This is a genomic window from Sphaerisporangium rhizosphaerae, from assembly GCF_042665155.1.
Classification (GTDB): Bacteria; Actinomycetota; Actinomycetes; order Streptosporangiales; family Streptosporangiaceae; genus Sphaerisporangium; species Sphaerisporangium rhizosphaerae.
Map to the genome: position 1 here is coordinate 1 of NZ_JBHTCG010000010.1, position 21,260 is coordinate 21,260.

Annotated in this window: 22 protein-coding genes; 11 read left to right on the forward strand and 11 right to left on the reverse strand. The window is 72.0% G+C overall.

Annotation, left to right across the window (positions count from 1 at the left end; translation table 11 throughout):
- Positions 1-432 precede the first annotated feature (432 nt).
- From ACFQSB_RS16730 to ACFQSB_RS16740, 3 genes are read left to right on the forward strand one after another with little or no spacing between them, the layout of a single operon-like run.
- A complete protein-coding gene (locus tag ACFQSB_RS16730) occupies positions 433-1,470 on the forward strand; it encodes an ABC transporter ATP-binding protein (RefSeq protein WP_380827444.1) in 1,038 nt (345 codons plus the stop codon).
- Positions 1,467-2,825: an ABC transporter permease gene (locus ACFQSB_RS16735; protein ID WP_380827446.1), complete on the forward strand. Its 1,359-nt coding sequence runs from the start codon at positions 1,467-1,469 to the stop codon at positions 2,823-2,825. The genes ACFQSB_RS16730 and ACFQSB_RS16735 overlap by 4 nt, the downstream gene beginning before the upstream one ends.
- 3 nt (positions 2,826-2,828) lie before the next feature.
- Positions 2,829-5,573 (forward strand): bifunctional YncE family protein/alkaline phosphatase family protein, encoded by a 2,745-nt coding sequence (locus ACFQSB_RS16740; protein ID WP_380827448.1) that lies wholly within the window; start codon positions 2,829-2,831, stop codon positions 5,571-5,573.
- A gap of 112 nt (positions 5,574-5,685) precedes the next feature.
- Here ACFQSB_RS16740 and fmdA read toward each other — a convergent pair whose 3' ends face one another.
- From fmdA to ACFQSB_RS16760, 4 genes are all read right to left on the reverse strand, one after another.
- Complete coding sequence (gene fmdA, locus ACFQSB_RS16745; RefSeq protein ID WP_380827450.1) at positions 5,686-6,939, reverse strand: formamidase; 1,254 nt, start codon at positions 6,937-6,939, stop codon at positions 5,686-5,688.
- Between the two features lie 36 nt (positions 6,940-6,975).
- Complete coding sequence (locus ACFQSB_RS16750) at positions 6,976-7,257, reverse strand: FmdB family zinc ribbon protein (RefSeq protein ID WP_380827452.1); 282 nt, start codon at positions 7,255-7,257, stop codon at positions 6,976-6,978.
- 86 nt (positions 7,258-7,343) lie between these two features.
- Complete coding sequence (locus ACFQSB_RS16755) at positions 7,344-7,586, reverse strand: hypothetical protein (RefSeq protein WP_354931488.1); 243 nt, start codon at positions 7,584-7,586, stop codon at positions 7,344-7,346.
- 586 nt (positions 7,587-8,172) lie between these two features.
- Positions 8,173-8,691: a DUF4232 domain-containing protein gene (locus tag ACFQSB_RS16760; RefSeq protein WP_380827454.1), complete on the reverse strand. Its 519-nt coding sequence runs from the start codon at positions 8,689-8,691 to the stop codon at positions 8,173-8,175.
- A 175-nt stretch (positions 8,692-8,866) separates the two neighbouring features.
- Between ACFQSB_RS16760 and ACFQSB_RS16765 the strand changes: the two genes are divergently transcribed.
- The 4 genes from ACFQSB_RS16765 (at position 8,867) to ACFQSB_RS16780 (ending at position 12,317) form a co-directional block, all read left to right on the forward strand.
- The gene (locus tag ACFQSB_RS16765; protein ID WP_380827456.1) at positions 8,867-10,066 is read left to right on the forward strand and encodes an NAD(P)/FAD-dependent oxidoreductase; all 1,200 of its coding nucleotides are present in this window, start codon (positions 8,867-8,869) and stop codon (positions 10,064-10,066) included.
- Entirely contained in the window at positions 10,063-10,986 is a 924-nt protein-coding gene (locus ACFQSB_RS16770; protein WP_380827458.1) for an RNA polymerase sigma-70 factor, read from the forward strand. The genes ACFQSB_RS16765 and ACFQSB_RS16770 overlap by 4 nt, the downstream gene beginning before the upstream one ends.
- 84 nt (positions 10,987-11,070) lie before the next feature.
- Complete coding sequence (locus ACFQSB_RS16775) at positions 11,071-11,565, forward strand: sigma-70 family RNA polymerase sigma factor (protein WP_354843920.1); 495 nt, start codon at positions 11,071-11,073, stop codon at positions 11,563-11,565.
- Positions 11,562-12,317: a hypothetical protein gene (locus tag ACFQSB_RS16780; protein WP_380827460.1), complete on the forward strand. Its 756-nt coding sequence runs from the start codon at positions 11,562-11,564 to the stop codon at positions 12,315-12,317. Before ACFQSB_RS16775 ends, ACFQSB_RS16780 begins: the two co-directional genes overlap by 4 nt.
- Positions 12,318-12,415: 98 nt before the next feature.
- On the opposite strand, the gene ACFQSB_RS16785 is transcribed toward ACFQSB_RS16780, so the two are convergent.
- Genes ACFQSB_RS16785 through ACFQSB_RS16795 form a run of 3 tightly spaced genes read right to left on the reverse strand, consistent with a single transcriptional unit; the run spans position 12,416 to position 14,932 of the window.
- Positions 12,416-13,159, reverse strand: a complete 744-nt coding sequence (locus tag ACFQSB_RS16785) for an N-acetyltransferase (RefSeq protein ID WP_380827462.1) — start codon at positions 13,157-13,159, stop codon at positions 12,416-12,418.
- 46 nt (positions 13,160-13,205) lie between these two features.
- The gene (locus ACFQSB_RS16790; protein WP_354843928.1) at positions 13,206-13,700 is read right to left on the reverse strand and encodes a glutathione peroxidase; all 495 of its coding nucleotides are present in this window, start codon (positions 13,698-13,700) and stop codon (positions 13,206-13,208) included.
- The gene (locus ACFQSB_RS16795) at positions 13,697-14,932 is read right to left on the reverse strand and encodes a helix-turn-helix domain-containing protein (RefSeq protein WP_380827463.1); all 1,236 of its coding nucleotides are present in this window, start codon (positions 14,930-14,932) and stop codon (positions 13,697-13,699) included. Before ACFQSB_RS16795 ends, ACFQSB_RS16790 begins: the two co-directional genes overlap by 4 nt.
- A 173-nt stretch (positions 14,933-15,105) precedes the next feature.
- On the opposite strand from ACFQSB_RS16795, the gene ACFQSB_RS16800 reads away from it, so the two are divergent.
- Together ACFQSB_RS16800 and ACFQSB_RS16805 are read left to right on the forward strand one after the other, a co-directional pair.
- Positions 15,106-16,149 (forward strand): hypothetical protein, encoded by a 1,044-nt coding sequence (locus ACFQSB_RS16800; RefSeq protein WP_380827465.1) that lies wholly within the window; start codon positions 15,106-15,108, stop codon positions 16,147-16,149.
- Positions 16,149-17,261, forward strand: a complete 1,113-nt coding sequence (locus ACFQSB_RS16805) for a hypothetical protein (protein ID WP_380827467.1) — start codon at positions 16,149-16,151, stop codon at positions 17,259-17,261. Before ACFQSB_RS16800 ends, ACFQSB_RS16805 begins: the two co-directional genes overlap by 1 nt.
- 8 nt (positions 17,262-17,269) lie before the next feature.
- Here ACFQSB_RS16805 and ACFQSB_RS16810 read toward each other — a convergent pair whose 3' ends face one another.
- Positions 17,270-17,812: an NUDIX domain-containing protein gene (locus ACFQSB_RS16810; protein ID WP_380827469.1), complete on the reverse strand. Its 543-nt coding sequence runs from the start codon at positions 17,810-17,812 to the stop codon at positions 17,270-17,272.
- A gap of 72 nt (positions 17,813-17,884) precedes the next feature.
- Here ACFQSB_RS16810 and ACFQSB_RS16815 point away from each other — a divergent pair, with 72 nt between their 5' ends.
- On the forward strand, positions 17,885-18,736 hold the full coding sequence (locus tag ACFQSB_RS16815; RefSeq protein ID WP_380827471.1) for a DUF72 domain-containing protein: 852 nt from the start codon (positions 17,885-17,887) through the stop codon (positions 18,734-18,736).
- Between the two features lie 43 nt (positions 18,737-18,779).
- Here the strand turns inward: ACFQSB_RS16815 and ACFQSB_RS16820 are convergent, their stop codons facing one another.
- From ACFQSB_RS16820 to ACFQSB_RS16830, 3 genes are all read right to left on the reverse strand, one after another.
- Positions 18,780-19,157 carry a barstar family protein gene (locus ACFQSB_RS16820; protein WP_354843946.1) on the reverse strand — a complete coding sequence of 126 codons (378 nt, stop codon included), beginning with the start codon at positions 19,155-19,157 and terminating at the stop codon, positions 18,780-18,782.
- A 7-nt stretch (positions 19,158-19,164) separates the two neighbouring features.
- Positions 19,165-19,578, reverse strand: a complete 414-nt coding sequence (locus ACFQSB_RS16825; RefSeq protein WP_354843948.1) for a ribonuclease domain-containing protein — start codon at positions 19,576-19,578, stop codon at positions 19,165-19,167.
- A 507-nt stretch (positions 19,579-20,085) separates the two neighbouring features.
- On the reverse strand, positions 20,086-20,868 hold the full coding sequence (locus ACFQSB_RS16830; RefSeq protein WP_354843951.1) for an alpha/beta fold hydrolase: 783 nt from the start codon (positions 20,866-20,868) through the stop codon (positions 20,086-20,088).
- A gap of 155 nt (positions 20,869-21,023) precedes the next feature.
- On the opposite strand from ACFQSB_RS16830, the gene ACFQSB_RS16835 reads away from it, so the two are divergent.
- The gene (locus ACFQSB_RS16835; protein ID WP_380827473.1) at positions 21,024-21,242 is read left to right on the forward strand and encodes a hypothetical protein; all 219 of its coding nucleotides are present in this window, start codon (positions 21,024-21,026) and stop codon (positions 21,240-21,242) included.
- The last annotated feature ends 18 nt before the right edge of the window (positions 21,243-21,260 follow it).

Consider the following 21,260-nt stretch of genomic DNA (forward strand, 5'->3'; position numbering starts at 1 on the left):
TGCGCCGCCGGTGAGTGTGCTGCTCGCCGGCGACGACGCTCACGTTAGGAGCCGGGCAAGGGGGTCTTCTGCGTACGAATGCACACTCGACCGCGAGCGTGCACAACGACACACAGGACGGCCGGAATCGCCGTTCAGTGCGACGGAGAGCCCGTCGAGAGCCGGGCCGGAGTGACGATGCGGCCGTTCACCGCCGCGCGGCCGGTGTTGTCCCGTTTCGGACCGGCGACCTCCCCTCGCCATGGCGGGGAGGTCGTAGGTGGCCTTGACCAGGGCGATTACGCAGATCGCCGGATTGAGGCGGGTTTCGGTGGTTTATGGGGATATCGGCGGGTTGTGTGGGATTTACGCAACGTTTGACTGTGCGCCGCTCCAGGGTCAACCGCGATCTCTAAGTTCAGGTGGCTGGGGATCAAGCCAAGGGAGACCGACATGCACAGCAGCCCCGCGGTCCGGGCGCGCGGGATCACCAAGTCCTTCGGCGAGGTGATCGCACTCGACGGCATCGACCTGGACGTGGCGAGCGGGCAGGTCCACGGTCTGGTCGGCCCGAACGGCGCCGGCAAGACGACGCTCCTCGGTCTGCTGCTGGGCCTGGCGGTCGCCGACAGCGGCGGCCTTGAGATCCTGGGCACGCCGGTCGGCCGGACGCTCGCCGTCCCCGACGGCGTCGCGGGATTCGTGGACGGCCCCGGGCTCTATCCCTCGCTCACGGCTCGGCAGAACCTCTCGGCCCTGGCGTCCCTGCGCCGGCAGGAGTCCGGCGGCGCCGCCGGCGTGGACGACGCGCTGGAGCAGGTGGGACTCACCGACGTCGCCGACGACCGTGTCCGGGGCTTCTCGCTCGGGATGCGCCAGCGGCTCGGACTGGCCGCCGCGCTGCTCACCAAGCCACGACTGCTCGTTCTCGACGAGCCCGCCAACGGCCTGGACCCCGCGGGCAAGCAGCACGTGCACCGCGTCATCACCGGACTGGCCGAGGACGGGGCCGCCGTGGTCCTGTCCAGCCACCGGATGGACGACCTCGCCGTGCTGTGCTCGGAGGTCACCATCCTCGCCACCGGCCGCGTCGTCTTCACCGGGCCGGTGGGCAGGCTCGCCGCCGAGAGCGGCGAGCTGGACTACCGGCTGGTCACCTCCGACCCGGAGGCCGCTCGCCGGCTGGCGTCACAGGCGCCCGGGCTCCGCGTCGTGCCCGGCCGCGACCTCGGCCCACGGGCGGACGCCGCCGACGTCGTCGTCCGCGGGCCGGTGACGGCCCTGGACGAACTGGTCGTCCGGCTGGTGGGAGCCGGCGTGGCGCTCCGTGAGCTCGGACCCGTGGTGGCGCCCCTGGAGGCCGCGTTCCTGGCTCTGACCGGCACCGCGCCCACACGGGCCGATCAGGAGGCACCCGCGCGGACCGTGCCCGGGCGGACCGACCAAGAAGGGACCGCCATGACCGGCGCCGGACGGCAGGACGCGCGATGACCGCGACAACCCTCACCCAACCCCGCGCCGACGCGTATGCGGCGCCGGTGACGCGCGCCTACCGGTTCGAGCTGGTCAAGCTGCTCTCGCAGTGGCGGATCCGCCTGCTGCTCGCGGCCTGCTGGATCGGCCCGGCGGCCTTCGTGGCCGCGGTGAGCCTGCAGAGCACGCTGCCCTCCGACACGGTCTTCGGCCGCTGGATGAACGCGACCGGCTGGGCGGGGGCGCTGGTCGTGCTGGACTTCTCGTGCAGTTGGGCGCTGCCGCTGCTGACGGCGCTGGTCGCCGGCGACGTCTTCGCCGCCGAGGATCGGCTGGGCACCTGGCGCCATCTCCTGATGGCGGTGCGCTCGCCGCGACGGATCTTCGTGGCGAAGGCCCTGGCCAGCCTCACCGTGATCCTGCTGCTGGTGGCTGGACTGGCCGCGTCGGGCATCGCCGGCGGCCTGGCCGCGGTCGGCGGTCGGCAGCTCGCCGGCCTGGACGGCCATCTCCTGGCCCCGGCGGACGCGGCCGGAACGGTCCTGCTCGCGTGGGCCTGTGCGCTGGCGCCGACGCTGGCGTTCGCCGCGGTCGGCCTGCTCGGCTCGGTGGCCCTGGGCCGCTCGCCCATGGGGCTGCTGGTGCCCGCGCTGCTCGCCTTCGCGCTGCAGCTCGCGCAGTTGCTCCCGCTGCCGGTGGCCGTGCGGCTGGCCCTGCCGAGCAACGCCTTCATCGCCTGGCGCGGGCTGTTCACCGATCCGGCGCAGACGGGTCCCCTGCTCATGGGCCTCGCGGTGAGCCTGGTGTGGGCGGTCACCGCCACCGCGCTGGCCTACCGCCTGTTCCTGCGCCGCGACTTCACCGACCTGACCTACGACGGCTCCGGCCGGCAGGTCATCGTGGCGGCGGCCCTGCCGCTGGTCGCGCTGGTGGCCCTGACCGTCGGCGTGGTGGCCGTCGCGACCCCGGCCACCGGCTCGGGGATCGGGAAGGCGAAGCTGCAGGACTCGCTTGCCACGGCGTTCGCCCACCTCTACCGGCTGCAGACACGGGAGCTCAATCGCCCCGACGTCACCGAGGCCCAGGTGGGGGCCACCGCCTCCTGCGACAAGGGCGGCTCTCGGGTGCCGGACGAGGGGCCGGGCAACGACTGGCGGTGTGTCGTGTCCTGGCACCTCCCCGGCACGACCGCCGTGGGGTCGGCCATCTACCAGCTCGACGTCACCGCGGACGGGCGGTACGTCGCCGACGGAGACGGACCCAAGGAGGTCAACGGCTTTTTCCAGGTGCGTACCCCCACCGGAGACGCGCCCAACCCCCTGTGGCAGTTCGACGGAAACGTCGACCTGCTCGGCAGCACTTCTAAGGAATGATTCATGCACGTCCAACGCCAGCGCGTGGAGAAGGCCCGTTTCGGTCTCTCCGGCCGGCACACCGGCCGCTTTCTCGCGGTGGGCACCGCCGCCCTCGTCGTCGCCAGCGGGGGCATGGCCTACGCCTCCACCGAGATGTTCGGCACCGACCAGGTCGGCCAGACCACCGACAAGGGCCTGGTCGTCTCCGGCGCCCAGTACCTCGACCCGATCGGCGAGCGCCTCGTCATCGACAACGGCAAGATCATGTCGTCCACGGTCAGCCCGGACGGCACCCACCTGGCCGCCAACATCACCGACGGCGGGATGGCGCTCGTCATCGTCGACCTGAAGAACTGGAAGGTGCAGCAGCTCGTCGGCAACAACGCGGCGGCGAACCTGCGCATCAGCGGCAACGACGTGGGCCAGGAAGGCCCCACGTACTCGCCCGACGGTTCGCAGCTGTGGCTGGGCCGGGCCGACGGCTTCACCAGATTCACGGTGAACCCGGACGGCAGCCTCGCCAACCCGGTGAACGTCACCATCGCCGCGCAGGGCTCGAAGCGCGCGCTGGTGGGTGAGCCGGTGTTCTCCGCCGACGGCAAGACCGTGTACGTCGCCGTCAACGGCCAGAACCGGGTGGTCGCCCTCGACGCGGCGACCGGCGCCATCCAGCAGAGCTGGGCCGTGGGCAACGCCCCTCGTGACATGGTCGCGGTCGGGACCAAGCTCTACGTCAGCAACGAGGGCGGCCGTCCGGCCAACCCCGGCGAGACGACGATCAACTCCTACGGCACCCAGGTGCCGGCCGACCCGAAGACCGGCGCCGCCACCACCGGCACGGTCAGCGTCATCGACCTGGCCAACCCGGCCGCCGCCGTCGCGAGCATCGAGACCGGTCTGCACCCGACCGCCCTGTACGCCAAGAACGGGGCGCTGTTCGTCGCCAACACCGCTACGAACGACGTGTCGGTCATCGACACGGCCAGCGACAAGGTCGTCCAGACCATCGCCACCCAGCCGTGGCCGGAGGCCCAGGTCGGCTACGAGCCCGACGCGGTGACGCTCACCGACGACGGCCACCTGCTGGTCACCCTCGGCCGCGCCAACGCGGTCGCCGTCTACCGCTACACCTCGCCGCAGGAGCCGGTCAGCTACGTCGGCCTGCTCCCGACGGACTACTTCCCCGCCGAGATCACCACCATCGGCGACCAGGTGCTGGTCTCCAACACCCGTGGTATCGACGCCCGCCGCCCCACCACCGCGGCCGGGCACGGCACCCACGACACCACCTCGAGCCTGCAGCGGTTCACGCTGCCGGACGACAGGAAGATCGCCGAGTACACGGCCAAGGTCTTCGCCCAGAACGGCTGGGGCAAGAACGACCTCAAGATCGCTCACGGCAACAAGCAGAAGGCCGAGGCGGTCCCGAAGCGTCTGGGCGACCCCTCGACGATCAAGCACGTCTTCCTGCTCGTCAAGGAGAACCGGACCTACGACCAGGTCTTCGGCGACATCCCTGAGGGCAACGGCGACCCGGCGCTGGCCCAGTACGGCGACAACGTGACGCCGAACCAGCACGCGCTGGCCAAGCAGTTCGGGCTGTACGACAACACCTATGACATCGGCACCAACTCCGCCGAGGGCCACAACTGGCTGATGCAGGCCAACAACCCCGAGTACACCGAGTCCTCGGCCGGTGAGTACCTGCGCAGCTACGACACCGAGGACGACGCTCTCGGCCACCAGCGCACCGGCTTCATCTGGAGCGGCGCGCAGGCGGTGGGCAACTCCGTGCGCGACTTCGGTGAGTTCCACCAGTTCCTCACCAAGCCGGCCGGCGCGACCTGGCAGAACCTGTACTGCGACACCAAGGACATGGAGTCGACGGGGCAGGACACCAAGTACACCCTGAACTCCTCCTCTCCGATCCCGTCGCTCAACGACGTGTCGGTGCACGGCTTCCCGAAGTTCGACACCAGCGTCCCGGACATCTACCGGTACCAGATCTGGAAGCGTGACTTCGAGGCCAACGGTCCGGCGAACCTGAACATGTTCTGGCTCTCCAGCGACCACACCGGTGGTCCGGTGAACGGCGCCGCCCAGGTCGCCGACAACGACCTGGCCGTCGGCAAGATGGTGGACACCATCTCGCACAGCCCGTACTGGAAGGACTCCGCGATCTTCGTGGTCGAGGACGACTCCCAGGCCGGCACCGACCACGTCGACGGCCACCGTGCCCCGATCCAGATCATCAGCCCCTGGGCCCAGCACGGCACGGTGGACAGCCGGTACTACACGCAGATCAACATGATGCGCACCATCGAGCAGATCCTCGGGATCCACCCGATGAACCAGAAGGACACCGCCGCCACTCCGATGAGCCGGGCCTTCACCAACAAGCCCGACTACAAGCCGTTCACCTTCCTGCCGAACCGCACCTCGCTGACCTTGGGTCTGTCGGCGGCGAACCTGCCGTCCTGCGGTGCGGACACCCCGGCGCCGCAGAACCCGAGCGCCCCGGCCGCGCCGACGGCGAAGGTGCCGGCGGACAAGAAGGAGATCGCGGACAAGTGGGCGGACTGGAAGTCGAAGCAGCCGTTCAGCGGGCCCGCCGCCCGGGCCGACTCCGTCAGTCCGGCGCAGATGGACCACTTCTCGTGGTACGAGGCGCACGACTTCAAGAAGCCCTACCCGGGTGAGACGAAGTTCTACACGCCGGACCAGGTGCCGGGCGCGGCCATTCCGTCGTCGGAGAACGACGGCTGACCTGCGGGCACCTCACGCGACGGCCCGCCGTGATCCCGGCGGGCCGTCGCCTGTTCGGGCTCGTCCGTGGACAGGGGCCCGGGTGGGCCGTGCCGGTGCGCCGTCCGCGGGCTCACTCGAAGCGGGCGTGCGGCGCCGCGCCCCGGGGGGCGCGGACCGGGCCGGACGCGCCCGGACGGACGTCGAAGTCGAAGATCGCGGTGGGCAGGTAGACGGTGGCGCAGGAGTTGGGGATGTCCACCACCCCCGACAGCCGGCCCTCGATCGGCGCGGCGCCGAGCAGCAGGTACGCCTGCTCGGGGTGGTAGCCGAAGGCCGTCAGGTAGTCGATCGCGTGCAGGCAGGCCCGCTGGTAGGCCAGGTGCGAGTCCAGATAGCGCTGCTCGCCGTCCAGGGTGACCGACACCCCGGAGAACGCGAGCCACTCGCTGTACTGCGGGGCGGTGCGGCCCGGCATGAAGATGGTGTTCTCGCCGACCCCGTACGTCCGCATGCCGTCCTTGAGCAGTTCGACCCGCAGGTCGACGAAGCCGCCCATCTCGATGGCGCCGCAGAAGGTGATCTCGCCGTCGCCCTGGGAGAAGTGCAGGTCGCCGACCGACAGGTTCGCTCCGGGCACGAACACCGGATAGAACACCCGCGAGCCCTTGGTCATGTTCTTGATGTCCTGGTTGCCGCCGTTCTCTCTCGGAGGCGCGGTGCGGGCGGCCTCGGCCGCGATCCGGTCGAAGTGGGACCGGGGCACCGAGCCGAGGACGGCGTCCCGGGGCTCGGGGGGCAGGGCCAGCGGCGGCACTCTTCGCGGGTCGGTGGCTCTCAGGGCCCCCTCGCGGGCGTTCCACCTGGACAGCAGCGCCGCCGACGGCGCCGTGCCCATGAGCCCGGGGTGGACGATGCCGGTGAACGACACCGCGGGGACGTGGCGCGATGTAGCGGTCTGCCCGGAGAAATCCCAGATCGCCTTGTAAGCGTCGGGGAACTGCTCGGTGAGGAAGCCGCCGCCGTTCTCGGTCGCGAAGATGCCGGTGTAGCCCCAGCCCTGACCGGCCAGCGGGCCGCTGTCCTCCTGCGGGATGGCGCCGAGGTCGAGGATGTCCACGACCAGCAGGTCGCCCGGCTCCGCTCCCTCGACCCCGAACGGGCCGCTGAGCGCGTGCACCGTGGTCAGCGGGGCGTCACGGATGTCCTGGGCGGAGTCGTCGTTGTGGATCGCGCCGTCGAACCACTCCCGGCAGTGGACCCGGAAGGCGTCGCCGGGCTTGACCCACGCCACCGGCGGGATCTCGGGGTGCCAGCGGTTGTGGCCGATCTTGGCCTGGTCGGTGAACCTCTTGTCCGAGTCGAGCGGGAAGATCAACTCTGGCACGGCTGGGCTCCTTTCGGCGCCGCGCGACAGGGACGGTCACGGCCGCGGCAGGCGGCCTGTGGCGGGATGGAGGGCCACCGCGCCACTGGGGCGGCGCCCCGGCAGGGAGGTGACGACTTCGGGCTCGGAGGCGCTGCGCTCGGCCCGCCGCACGTGAGCCGACACCGCGGCCCGCGTGCGCACCAGCGTCGGCGCCGAGAACGCCCGGGCCGACGCCGCGCCACAGCCGGGGCAGGACGCCTCCGCCGGTGCGGTGCCGATCGGAAAAGTGACCTCGACCTCGCGGCAATGCGGACAGTTGTAGCCATATGTCGCCATAGCTCGCGTCCGTGGATGCGTGGGCGGCCCCGTCGGGCGATGCTCCGCAGGGCCGCCGTCGCCGTGACGGCCGGTCGCCGATGCGGCTACTCCCCGTCGCCGCTGTCGCCGCTGTCGTCGCCGCCGCCGCAATACTGCTGGTCCCACCGCGCGGTCCTGTAGCTGTAGCAGTAGTAGCAGCCGTCGTCCCTCCACTTGCACAGGTCGGAGGAGGAGGGGGCGCGGTGTCCGGCCGATGCGCAGACACTTGGGCTGGACGCCTCGGCGGCGCCGGTGACGACGAGCGTGGAGGCCGCCAGCGCGGCGGCGAAGAGGAGACGTTTGAGCATCAGAGATCACTCCCTGAGGTGAGAGCCGAGCCCGGATGGCGGGATGACCGGCGCCGGTTCCGGGTCTCGGGACACGCCGATGCGGCGCTGAACACCACCCACACTAATCCCGATATCTGGCGAAATCGCCCAGGCGGCGGCAAATATCGCTTTTGGCGGATGGCCGCGTGAACGCGATACCTCGAATGCGTCAGAGGAATACGGCATCGCGCCTCCGAGAGTGTGCAGGCGCCGTCCACCAGGGGAACCGTGTCTCCGGCGGAAGTCCGGACGGCGATTCCCCGGGGAATTCAAAGCGGCGCCACAGGGGCGGAAAATGCCGGACGAGAAAGCGGCGGAATCGTTGGCGTGGTACTGGGAGGAAACAGGAAGAACCAGAGGGGACGACGCCCTCGGACGGGAAGACCTGTCCGGCCTGCCGGACGGCCTCCCGCCCGGACCACGCCGACGTCCGGCCTGCGGACGGCCTCCCGCCCGGACCACGCCGACGTCCGGCCTGCGGACGGCCTCCCGCGCGGACCACGCCGACGTCCGGCCACGCCGCCTGGGGCGCCGGCGCGGGCCTCGGCCGGCGTGGGCGGTCCGGTCAGCGGAAGGGGGTGACGTCGACGCGGCCGTCGTCGCAGACGTTCGCCTTGAAGGGGATCTCCAGGTGGGCGACCTCGTCGGGCGGGATGATCATGAGACGGGCGGCCGGCTGGCAGGCCTTCTCGGCGCCCACCTTCATGACCGTCCAGTGCAGCCGTGCCCGCCCCTGGCCCCCGGGCCGCAGGGTGACCCGGTGCGGGGTGACGCTCTCCCTGCGGGTCCTGGTCCGCAGGGCGTCGCCCCTGCCGTCGATCATGACGAGCCCGACGAAGCCGTAGACCCAGCACGTCTTGGCCGAGGTGTTGGTGAACACGAGCGGCGCGTACCGCTGGCCGGCTCCGGCGTCGACCCGTCCGACGCTCGCCTTGAGCTGGGTCGTACGGCACCGCGCGACGGCGGACTCGCCGGCGGTGGCGGACTTCGCGGCGGCGGTGGACCCCGTGGCGGCCTGGGCCTGGACGCCTGAGCCGGCGACCGCCGCGAGCAGGGCGGCCGTCAGGACAAGTGGTGTGCGCATCTTCACACCAGATTGGACGCACATTAGGGCCGACTTGTTGGCCGTCGGGCCGACACCAGTGCCGCGACCGGCTGTGTGCTCGGTCACTGTGTCACAGGTCACATCGAGGGCGTGTCACGTGCGGGCGGGCGGCTCGCGTCTCGGGGTGGTCGGCACGAGGAGAAAGGCGGCGACCATGAGCGCACCAGAGGGCAGGACGGCCACCCACCACGTACTCATCCTGGGGGCGGGGTACGCGGGCATGTCCGCCGCGATCCAGCTCGCGGCCCGCGTGAAGCGGCGCGAGGACGTCCGGGTGACGCTGGTGAACGCCCAGGAGCGGTTCACCGAGCGGCTGCGGCTGCACATGACGGCGACCGGGCGGCGGCTCCCCGAGATGAGCATCCCCGAACTGCTGGCCGGCACGGGCGCGCGGTTCGTGCGCGGCCGGGTGACGGCCGTGGACGCGGAGGCGAGGACCGTGCGCGTGGACGACGAACGGGTGCTGCGCTACGACACGCTGGTGTACGCGCTGGGCGGCCTGCCCGACACCGAGGCGGCGCCGGGCGCCGAGGACCACGCCTACACGCTCGCCGGCGCGCGGGACGCCGAGTCGCTGGCCGGCCGGCTGGCCCGGCTCGGCGGCGGCACCGTCGCGGTCTGTGGCAGCGGGCTGACCGGCGTGGAGTCGGCCGCCGAGATCGCCGAGCGGCACCCCGAGCTGGACGTCGTGCTCCTTGGCCGGCAGGAACCGGGAGCGGCCATGCACCCCAAAGCCGGGGCGTACCTGCGGGCGGCGCTCGAACGCCTCCGCGTCCGCGTGCGCGCCGGGGCCGAGGTGGTGAAGGTGCTGCCCGGCGCGGTGGAACTGGCGGGCGGGGAGAGCGTCGCCGCCGACGTCGTCCTGTGGACCGGCGGCACCCGCGTGTCGCCGCTGGCCGCCGCAGCGGGCCTGACCGTCGACGAGCGCGGCCGCGTGGTCACCGACGAGGCGCTCCGGTCGGTGTCGCACCCGGAGGTGTACGCCGTGGGCGACGCCGCCGCGATCCGCCAGGGCTACGGCGTCATGCACGGCACCTGCCAGAGCGGCATGCCCACCGGGGTACACGCCGCGGTGTCCATCGTCCGCGCGCTGGACGGCAGGCGGCCCAAGCCGTTCCGCTTCGGCTACTACCACACGCCGGTGAGCCTCGGACGGCACGACGCGGTCGTCCAGTTCACCCACCCCGACGACAGCCCGCGACGGGTGTATCTGACCGGCCGCCTGGCCGCGCGCTATAAGGAGACGGTGAGCGCTTCCCCTTGGCCGACCTACGGCCGCATGAAGAAGATGCCCGCCTCGGGCGCCTTCTGGCCGCGCGGCGGCCGCTTCACCCGCACTCGGGGCGTGCGATGACGCACCCGTACGCCGACCACGACCAGCAGGTGTTCGACGAGCATCGCAACCTGCTGTTCTCGGTGGCCTACCGTCTGCTCGGCACCGTGGCCGACGCCGAGGACGCCGTGCAGGACGCCTGGATCAAATGGTCGGCCGCCGATCGCTCGCAGGTGGCCGACCCCAAGGCGTACCTGGCGCGCATCGTGTCGAATCTGGCGATGGAACGGTTGCGCTCGACCCGGCGCCGGCGCGAGACCTATGTCGGGCCGTGGCTCCCGGAACCCCTGCTGACCAGCGGCGACACCGCCGACGACGTCGCGGGCGCCGATTCGGTGTCGATGGCCATGCTGGTGGTGCTGGAGACGCTGAGCCCGCTCGAACGCGCGGTGTTCGTGCTGAAGGAGGTCTTCGGCTTCAGCCACGCCGAGATCGCCGTGGCCGTCGAGCGTTCGGAGCCCGCGGTGCGCCAGGCGGCGCATCGCGCCCGCGAGCACGTGCGAGCCCGGCGGCCGCGCTTCACCGCCGACCGGTCGCGGCAGCGCGAGGTCACCGGGCGGTTCCTCGCCGCCGCGACCGGAGGCGATATCAACACCCTCATGGAGCTGCTGTCCCCGAACGTCACACTGTGGACCGACGGCGGCGGCAAGGTGCGCCAGGCACTGCGTCCGGTCGTGGGCGCGCGGACGGTCGCCGCCTGGTTCGCGGCCATCGGCGAGGTCGCCTACCAGGGCGTCGAGCCGGCCGACATGACCGCGGAACCGGCCGAGATCAACGGTGGTCCGGGAATGGTGTTCCGCGGCCCGGGCCGGGTGATCGCCACCGTCACCTTCGACTTCGACGCCGACGGCCGGATCACCGCCATCCACAACGTCGCCAACCCCGACAAACTCCACGCCGTCGCGGGGGGAACCACCCGCGACCTCGGCACGCCCCGATGACCGCGCCCGTGCCCGCCCAGGGCACAGGTCGGAGCGGGACGCGAAGCAGGTAAGCGTCCGGGCGGGCTGGTGCGTATAGGGGACGTGGAGCATCTGGATTTCGAGCAGTTCTACGGGGAGAACCGGGATGCCTGCCTCCGCGCGGTGCTGGCCGCCACCGGCGACCGGCAGCTGGCGGAGGACCTGGTCGCCGAGGCGTTCACCCGCGCGTGGACGTCCTGGCGCAAGGTGAGCAGGCATCCGGCGCCGAACGCCTGGATCGTCCGCGTGGCGCTCAACACCCGGGTCACCTGGTGGCGGCGCCGCCGTCACGAGGTCGCGCTGACCGACCACGAAGCCGTGGATCCCGCGGGGGCGGACGTGGCCGGCGTGGACCCCGCTCTGCTGGTGGCGCTACGGCGCCTGCCACGGCGGCAGCGGGAGGTGGTGGCGCTGCGCGTGTTCCTCGATCTGGACACCGAGACCACCGCCGGCGCGCTGGGGATCGCTCCAGGAACCGTGACCGCACATCTGTCGCGCGCCGTCGCGGCGATGCGCGGTCACCTCGCACCAGTCAACAGCCAGGAGGGCGAACGATGAACGACAACGACGTGCTGGACGCGGTACGGGACTCGATGGCCGGAGTGCACATGCGCACGCCGGTGCAGAAGGTCGTGGCGGCGGGCCGGGCGCGCCGCCGCCGCAGGATCGCGGGGGTCGCCGGCGGCGCAGCGCTGGCGGCCGGCCTCGCGCTGACGCCCGTGCTCGACAACCCGCAGGTGAACGCGCCGCCACTCGCGTCCGGCAACCAGGTGCACGTGCACCTGGCCGCGTTCTCCGTCGACAGCAACCCCGACGGCACGGTCACCGTGAAGATGACCAAGCGGCAGTCGCTGGACCCGGCGACCATGGAGCGGACCCTGGCCCAGGCCGGCATCCCCGCCCAGATCACGATCAACAAGTGGTGTGAGCCGACGGACCATTCGCAGAACCTGGACAAGGACTTCAGGAAGGTCCTGCACGACGGGCGCCAGCCCAACGGGGAACCCGTGATGATCTTCACGCCCTCGGCGATGCCCCCGGCGACCAAGCTGGTCATCGGCATGCGGACCGAGGACTACCAGCCCGAATCCACCAGCCGGGTCGCGGTCTCGATGGTCCTGGTGCCCAACGACGCCCCGCTGACCTGCTCCACGGACGTCCCGAAGGGCCCGCCGCGCGACCCCAGGCACGGAGGCAAGCCCACGGGCAAGCCGGACCAGGCCGACCCGAACAACGACCCCAAGACCGACCCCAAGAACGACCCCGATTTCACCGAGAAGCAGAAGCTGAAGACGGAGTACAAGGGCTAGATCGTCAGGGATCCCCGCCGCGACGGCAGGGCCGGGCGACCTCCCTCCCCGGGGTCGCCCGGCCCTGTTCTCTCATGTCCCGGAACCGATGACGGCGGCTAGGGGAGCCGGTGGCGCACCCAGACGTTGGGCTCGACGTAGACGGCGTGGCCGTGGTCGGCGTCGCAGTGGACGGGCACCAGCGCGCCCGGGACCTCCACCTCGCCGGAGTCGTCGAAAGCAAGGCCCGTCCAGCCTCGCCACTCCTCCACGGTGCCCGGCACCACCATGGATCGCCGGGCGACCTTCTCGATGACGCCGCCGGCCCGCACGTGGACGCGCAGCCAGGGGTCGGCCGGCAGGCCGTCCTCCCTGTGCAGGGCGGCGTAGTCCGCCATCGGGGTGCGCGGCTGGAGGTGCTTGCCGCTGGGGCGCACCGGAGCGAAGAGTTCGCCGAAGCCGAGGCGTGCCGCCTGGTCGCGCAGCGCGCCGAGCATGACCGCCGACAGGCCCTTCCCCTGCATGTCGGGCCTGATCGTGATCTCCAGCGCCGAGATCGCGTCGGGCGCCCGCCCGCGGCGTCGCGCCCTCGCCGCGCGCCACAGCACGCCGTCCCAGCCGTCGTCGGGCAGTTCGTCGCCTTCGAGCAGGAAGGGCGCCGAGAAGGCGCGCGCGACGAGCTCGCCCGGCTGGTCGCGGTCCTCGGCGACCAGCGCGAACTCCGCGTACTCGGCGCCGACCACCGGGTAGAACAGGTCGGCGACCGGGTCCTCCTTCATGAAGACCGGCCAGCTGTCGGGCATCGCCCACAACCGGGACTCCAACTCGGGGCGCTCCGCGAGCGTGGTGATGCGCAGGTCCATGACCCGATTGTCACCACGCGGCCATGCGCCGCCAAGAGGCCGTGCGTCAGTTCTGTCCGATCGTCTTCTCGATGGCCTCGATGACCGACGGGTCCTCGGGCTCGACGCGCGGGCGGAACCGCGCGACGACGGCGCCGTCGCGGTCGAGCAGGAACTTCTCGAAGTTCCACTGGACGTCGCCCGCGTCGCCCGAGGCGTCCGGGGTCTCCACCAGGGACGTGTAGAGCGGGTGGCGGTCATCGCCGTTGACGTCGAGCTTCTCCAGCAGGGGGAAGTCCACGCCGTAGGTCGTGACGCAGAAGTCCTGGATCTGCTCGGACGACCCCGGCTCCTGCCCGGCGAACTGGTTGCAGGGAACGCCGACGACCGTGAAACCACGCTCGCCGAAGCGCTGCTGGAGCCGGACCAGACCGGCGTACTGAGGGGTGAGGCCGCATCTCGACGCGACGTTGACCACCAGGGTCACCGCGTCGCCGGTCAGCTCCGCCAGCGTGGTCGGCGCATCGGCAAGTGTGCGCACCGGAATATCCCGAGGAGTCATGGGGCAACTCTAGACACGCTCGTTCCTCGGTCCGGCAGAGGGATCGCGGTCGCGGTGCGGGAGGCGGCGGTCGCGGGGGCGACGGCGTCGTCGCGGAGGTTGACCGGACGGTAGGCGTGGAACTGGGAGCCCGCGGTGAGCCCGTCCTTGACCACGCGGTGGTCGGTGCCGTAGCCGGCGCGCTGCTGGTAGGCCCAGTAGGAGGTGTGCGCGGCGTCGGCCCACTTGTCGAAGATGACCACCGCGCGCGCGGTGTTGCCGCCCACCGGATCGATCACCAGGTCGCCCCGGCGCAGCTCGGCCATCTTGATGGGACGGCTGTAGGCACGCGAGGCCAGGCTGATGGTGTTCGGGCCCGGCCGGGGCAGCCCGAGCGCCATGGAGACGTAGCCGGAGCCGTCGGTCCGGTACCCCTCGTAGGTCTTGAACTGGCTGTAGGGGACGCGCCGAGCGGTGGCCGGGCGCCAGCCGCCCGCGCGGGCGATCATCGCCGTCCGGGCGATGACGGGCGGCGGAGTCACCGTTCCGCCCGCCGCTCCCGTGGTGCGCGCGGTGCTCGGCGTGGCCGTGGGCCGCGCCTCGCCGCCCGCGTCGCCGCCGAGGGCCGAGATGGCGAGCACCACGCCGGCGGCCATGCCCACGACCAGGCCCGCCGCCGCACCGACCATGAACCGCCGCCTCAGTCGCTCCGCCGGCCCGCGCGGCGCCACCGCGCCAGGCGCCGGCCCGGCCTCCCGGACGGCCTGACCCTCGATGACCCGGGTCTCCAGGGCCGTGGTCGCGCCGACGGGTGTTTCCGGGTCCGGCGACCCGTCGCTCAGGGGGCCGGGGTGAGCCGGGTCCAGGACGGCGGCGGTGGCGGTGTCGATGGCTGTGTCGGTGGCTGTGTCGGTGGCTGTGTCGGTGGCGGTGTCGGCGGGCGGGTCCCATTCCGCCGAGCGTCGCGCCTGTTCGGCCGACTCCCACAGTTCGCGGAAGCGACGCCCGTCCGCACGGCACAGCCGGGCGAGCCCCTCCACGGCGTCCAGCGGGATCCACGTCTCCCCGGAGAGCCATCGCCCCCAGGACGACCGGCTCGCGTGGGTGGCCTGTTCCAGCGCCCGCAGGTCGAGTCCCGCCCGTTCCTTCAGCGCTCTCAGCTCCCGCAGCAGCACGCGGGTCGGCTCGGGGAGATCGTCGGGGAGCGGGCGCAGCCGTCGGCTCCGGCTCGGGTTTCCGGTTCCATTCGCCACGGTGGTTCGTCCCAACCTTGTCCCAGCGGTCTGAGTCATCGCAGGTCATGTCGACACCTAGGCGGCTATTGTCCCAACTTCACCAATTTCACGAAGCGTTTCAGGAATTTCCTGTCAGCGTGTGTGCTCGGCCGGCCAACCGAACGATCGAACGGCAGGGACAAGGAGAGCACATGCCCTCGGACCGAAGCTTCAGGATCACGGCGGGACACCTGGCACTCATCACCGTGGTCACCTGCGGCGGCCTCGCCCCCGCGGCGGCGGCGCACGCGGCGTCCCCCACCCCCGGCGTCCCGGCCGCGGTGGTGGGCACCGGCACCACCGCGGTGCCCCAACTCGCGGCCGCCGCGGCCGCCGCGCCGATCACCCGCTCGCAGGTGATCGCCCGCGCCAAGACGTGGAATCCCCACACCTCCAAGCGGGTGCCCTACAGCCAGACCAAGACGCACGGCGGCTACCGGACCGACTGCTCCGGCTACGCCTCCATGGCGCTGGGCCTGGCCAAGCCCGGACCGATCACCGTGGGGCTCGCCAAGAGCGCCTACACCCGCCGCATCCAGATGTCGGAGCTGCGCAGAGGCGACCTGGTGATCGACGCGATCGGCTCCAACACCACCCGTCATGTGGTCATCTTCGACAAGTGGGCCAACTCGGCGCACAGCTCCTACTACGCCTACGAACAGCGCGGCCATTACGGGACCGACTACCGCACGCGCACCTACGGCCTGTCGTCGGGAAGTGAGTACAAGCCCTACCGCGCGCTGAACATCCGCGAGGACGCGCCGCCGCCGCCCCCTCCCACGGTCACCCGCGCGCAGGTGATCGCCCGGGCCATGTCCTGGAACCCGGGGACCGCGAAGCGGGTGCCCTACAGCCAGGCCAAGCAGTACGGCGGCTACCGGACCGACGGTTCCGGCTACGTGTCGATGACGCTGGGCCTGCCCAAGCCCGGACCGCTCACCACCGCCCTGGCCTCCAGCGCCTACAGCCGTCCCATCGCGATGGCGCAGTTGCTCCAAGGCGACCTGGTGATCGATCCGGTGGGCGGCAACACCGCGCGCGCGGTGGTCATCTTCGACAAGTGGGCCGACGCCGCGCACACCTCCTACTGGGCCTACCAGCAGCGCGCCGGATACGGCACCGACCACCGCGTGGTCAAGGACGGGCTCACCGCGGGCTCCCAGTTCCACGCCTACCGTCCCACGAGGATCCGCTAGTGCCCAGGCCACACCTGATGCGCAGGACGCCCCCGCGTGCCGGATCGTCCCGGCACGCGGGGGGCCGCGCGGCGGGCGCCGGGACGGCGGTCCTGATCGCGGCGGCGATGGCGGTGACCGCTCCCGGCACACCCGCGCGGGCCGCCGCCGTCTCGACCGCGCGAGCCGCCGTCCTGACCGCGCGAGCCGCCATTTCGACCACGCGGGCCGCCGTCTCGACCGCGCCCTGCGGGGGCGCGGCGGTGACGGCGGGGGACGCGGACCTGGCCGCGCGGCTCGACACCCGGATGACGATGAAGATGCGCGGGTACCTGGACGGCTACCGCGTCACCTGCGCCCGGGCGGTCGTCGCGGCCGTCCGCGCCCGCGGGCTGCCCCGTGAGGCCGCGGTGATCGCCGTCACCACGGCCATCGTCGAGTCGGGCGTGCGGAACATCGACCGCGAGGTCGACCACGACAGCCTGGGCGTGTTCCAGCAGCGGGCCACGTGGGGCACCGCCGCCCAGCGGCTGGACGTGGCGTGGGCGACCGGCGCGTTCCTGGACAAGATGCTGCGCAAGTACCCCGACGGCTCGTGGCGCTCGGCGGTGGTGGGCGAGGTCTGCCAGCGCGTCCAGGTCTCGAAGTACCCGGAGCGGTACCAGCCGCAGGCGGCGGACGCGCGGCTGATCGTCGAGGAGCTGTGGCCGGTCCCCGGCCTGACGCCGGCGCAGGTCATCGCCAGGGCCCTGACCTGGAACCCGGGGACCGTGAAACGGGTGCCCTACAGCCAGGTCAAGCGGTACGGCGGCTACCGGGCCGACGGCTCCGGCTACGCCGCGATGGCGCTGCGGCTCGGCGGGCCCGGCCCCGACTCGCGGGGGCTGGTCTCGGCCCGCTACAGCACGCGCGTCGCGGTCGCCGCGCTGCGGCCCGGCGACCTGGTCATCAGGGCCACCGGCCCGGCCGCCGGCCGGCAGGTGATCATCTTCGAACGGTGGGCGGACGCCCGGCACACCTCGTACTGGGCGTACCAGCAGCGTCGTGGCTACGGCACCGACCACCGGCGGCTGAGCGACGGCATCTCCCCGGCGGCCGGCTTCCTGGCCTACCGCCCGCACGCCGTCCGCTGATCGGCCCGTCAGGCGCGCTCGTGGAGCAGGAGCAGGGTGTAGGCGGCCACGGAGGAGGAGTCGGTGACGGCGCCGGTGAGGATCATGTGCTCGAACTCCGAGCGGGAGACCCAGCGCTGGCGCATGTCCTGCTCGCTGTGCTCCCGCTCGGCCTGGCCCTCGGTGAGCCCGGTGGCCAGGTACACGTGCAGGCCCTGGTCGGTCATGCCGTGGGCGTTGTCCAGGCGGCCGATGTGCCGCAGGTCGGCGGCCCGCAGGCCGGTCTCCTCCGCCAGCTCCCTGCGGGCCTCCTCCTCGCGGGTGGTGGCCTGCGCGGAGCCCTGCGGAAAGCTCCACGAGCGGCGGCCGATCGGGTAGCGGTACTCCTCGACCAGGTGGAAGCCGTCGTCCTCCAGCGGGACGACGAGCACGAAGTCGGGCCGGACGACGTACCCGTACAGGCCGGGGGAGCCGTCGGGATGCTCGATGGCGTCCTCGCGCACCGTCATCCACCGGTTGCTGTAGACGACCTTGGAGGACACCTGCCGCACCACGGCGTGCGCGTCGGTCATGACGCCGCATCCTACCCGGGCCGTCCCTCCGCGGCAGGCGGCCGAGGACGGCCCGCAGGGTAGCGTCGGAGCATGCGGCTTCATGTGGGATGCGCGATGTGGACGCACACGCCGTGGCAGGGACGATATCTCCCCCACCCGCTCGCCCCCGGCGAGCGCCTGCGGGCGTACGCGACCTGGTGTGACGCGGTGGAGGGCAACACCACGTTCTACGCGACGCCGGCGCGGAGCACCGTGGAGTCGTGGGCGCGGCAGACCGGCCCCGACTTCCGCTTCGTGGTCAAGCTGCCCAAGTCGATCACGCACGAGCGCCGGCTGTCCGGCGCCGAGGAGGAGCTGCGCGCCTTCCTCGCGGCGATCGAGCCTCTCGGGCCGCGTGCCCACGCGCTGTGGATCCAGCTCCCCGGGTCCTTCGCCCCGGGCGACACCGGCGCGCTCGCGGGCTTCCTGCGCGGGCTTCCCGGCGGGTACCGCTACGCCGTCGAGGTGCGCCACCGCGCGTTCTTCGACGACGAGAGGTCGGCGGGGCTGCTCGAACGGGTGCTGTCGGGGGCCGGGGCCGAGTGGGTGCCCTTCGACACCACGGTCCTGTTCCAGAGCCCTCCGAGCAGCGACGCCGAACGGGAGGCGTGGACGAGGAAACCGCGGGTCCCGCGCCGGACGGCCGCGCTCACCGACCGTCCGATCGTCCGCTACCTGGGCCGGGACGACGCGGCCCGCACGGTGGAGGGGTGGCGGCCGTGGGTGACCACGGTGGCGGAATGGCTGCGCGAGGGCCGTGCGCCGACGGTGTTCGTGCACACCCCCGACAACGCCGACGCGCTGATGCTCGCCCGCCGCTTCCACGACGACGTGCGCGCCCAGGTGCCGGCCCTGGAGCCGCTGCCCGACCCGCTGCCGGCCGAGCCGCTGACCCTGTTCTAGCGCGTCGTCGTTCTAGCGCGTCGTCCCAGCGCCCCGCCGCGGCTCAGGTGAGGGCGGCGGACAGGCGGTCGCGCAGCGCGGCCTCGTGGGCGGGGTCGGTGCGCAGGGTCACGGTGAGCCCGTCGCCGGCGGCCCCGGCCAGGACGTCGAGCAGGGTGGCGAGCTGCGCGGGCGGTTCGGCGGCGAGCAGGTCCTCGGCGTGCTCCACGGTCAGGGCGACCGGCCCGGAGCCGGTGGCGTCGCGCAGGGAGTCGGCGAAGGCGTCCCAGTTGCGGCCGAAGTAGCCGGGGAAGCGCAGGACCCGCGCCGCCTCCTCGAAGAGGGCGGCGCGGGTGCGGCACGCGCTCCCGTCGACGACCGCCGGCGCCGGGCCGGTGGACACCGTCAGCCATCGGGGCAGCGGACGTTCGGCGGGTGTCATGGGTTTCCTAGAGCCGGTAGAAGTCGGTGTAGTGGTTGGGCGAGAACCAGGTCACGCCGGTGCTGCGGTTGACAACGATGCGGTAGGCGTCACGGGCGGCGCCCTTCGCGCGGGAGTACACGTCGTACTCGTAGTAGGTCGCGCCGCTGGGGAGCTGACCCTCGCGGTTGTAGAAGCGCCCGCCAGTGTAGTTGTAGCGGCCGTCCGGCCAGGAGTACCAGCCGCTGGTGGTGGGGTAGCCCTTGGAGGCCCAGATCGAGTCGGCCGAGCGCGCGTCCGCGCAGCGGGAGATGGTGCAGGAGCCGTAGACCGACGCGTCGGCGGGGGTGATGCCGACCAGGCCGGTCAGGGACACGAGGGCGGCGAGCACGACGGTCAGCCGTGCCGGCCAGAAAGGTCGCGGGCGTTGCAGGGTGTGCACGTGGCCTCCTTGCGGGGGATGCGCGAACGGACCCTGTAATGATCACCGACAAATGCTGTCAAATAACGACAACGGTCGCCGAAAGCCGAATGAACTCTTCGTAGCCTTCGCCGTCGCGGATGGCCGGTTCCCCGTCCACACCGGTCCAGGCGGGGTGCACGGCGGTGGCGAGCGACCGCCGGCGGGCCGCACGCCGCCGAGGGCACGCAGGTCGTGCGTGCTCATCTTCGGACGGCGCGGGAGCCGGCAGGTAACGCGTGGTCATCTTCGGACGGCGCCGAGGACACGCAGATCGTGCGTGCTGATTCGGTGCGCCGAGGGCTCGCACGTCGTGCGTGGTGATGCCTGGAGGGCGCCGAGGACACACAGATCGTGCGTGAAGATCCCTGACGGCGCCGAGGGCACGCAGGTCATGCGTGGTGATCCCTGGACGACCGGCGCTTCCACCGCCCGGCTCGCGACGAGGGGGCGGCGCGGACGCCGCCCCCTCGCCGTGCTCACGGCCGGTCATGCCGAGTAGAAGTCCGCCAGTTCGGCGCTGAGGACCTTGGTGTCGAGCTGGCCGTGCGCCATGCCGTCCAGGGTGGCCAGCCGCGAGTCGGGCAGGACCGCGTCGACCGCGCGCGCCGCGTCCTGCATGCGCGGGGAGCTCTCGGCGCCGACCAGCACCAGCGTCGGAACGGTGACGGAGGCGAAACGCTCGGCGGGCACCGGCCCGGGGCCGACGATGGCGGCCTCGTAGGCCAGGGTGTGGGCGACGTCCTCCATACCGGCCCAGAACGGCTGCTCGCGCAGCTGCCCGATCATCTCGGCGGGGACGTCGGCGCCCTTGACCATGAACAGCTCGACCGCGTCGCCGCGGCGGCCGGCGCGCACCAGGTCGCTGATCTCCTTCTCGCTGGGCAGGGCGGCCCGGCTGCCGTCGGTGACGTACGGCGGCTCGAACACCACCAGCTTGCTGATCTTGGATCCGGCGTGCGCGGCCTCCAGGGCCAGGGCGCCGCCGGAGGAGCCGCCGAACACCAGGGCCGAGCCGCCGGCCTCCTCGATGAGGGCGTCGAGGTCCTCGATCTCGCGCCGCACGGCGTAGGGCTCGGTGTCACCGCTGTCGCCGCGGCCGCGGCGGTCGTAGTTGAACACGGTGAACCGGGACGACAGCTCCTCGGCGACCGCCACGAACAGGGGGTTGGTCCGCTCGGCGAAGCCGCCGCCGACCAAGATGACCGCGGGCCCGGTGCCAGAGCGGTCGTAGGCGATGGTGGTGCCGTCTGCCGACGTGACCTTCTGCATTGTGATCACTCTTTCCATGGACGTCATCCGGTCGGATGCGGGTGGGTGCCGTTCGGGTGGGAGGCGGTGGTCCCGTTTTCGCGGTCACCGCCCGCCGCACTTCCTACGGTGCCACCGAAAACTAAAGTTGTCAAGAACAAAGTTGTCTTCGGCGCGTGCCGTCATCGCGGACCGAGCTGTGGGACGCGTACGAGACGACGGCCCGGCACATGGACGACGGCGCTCACGACGGCGCTCACGTGCTGACCGACGTGTTCGACTGCGACGCCCCCAGGGCCGAACTGCTCGCCCGGCTCGGGTTCGAGCGCTTCCGCGCCGTCCGGCCGGTCGGACGCGCGCTCCTGAGGCGGGCTGGTGCGGACGCGTGCTCCTGAGGCCGGCCGGCGGACGCG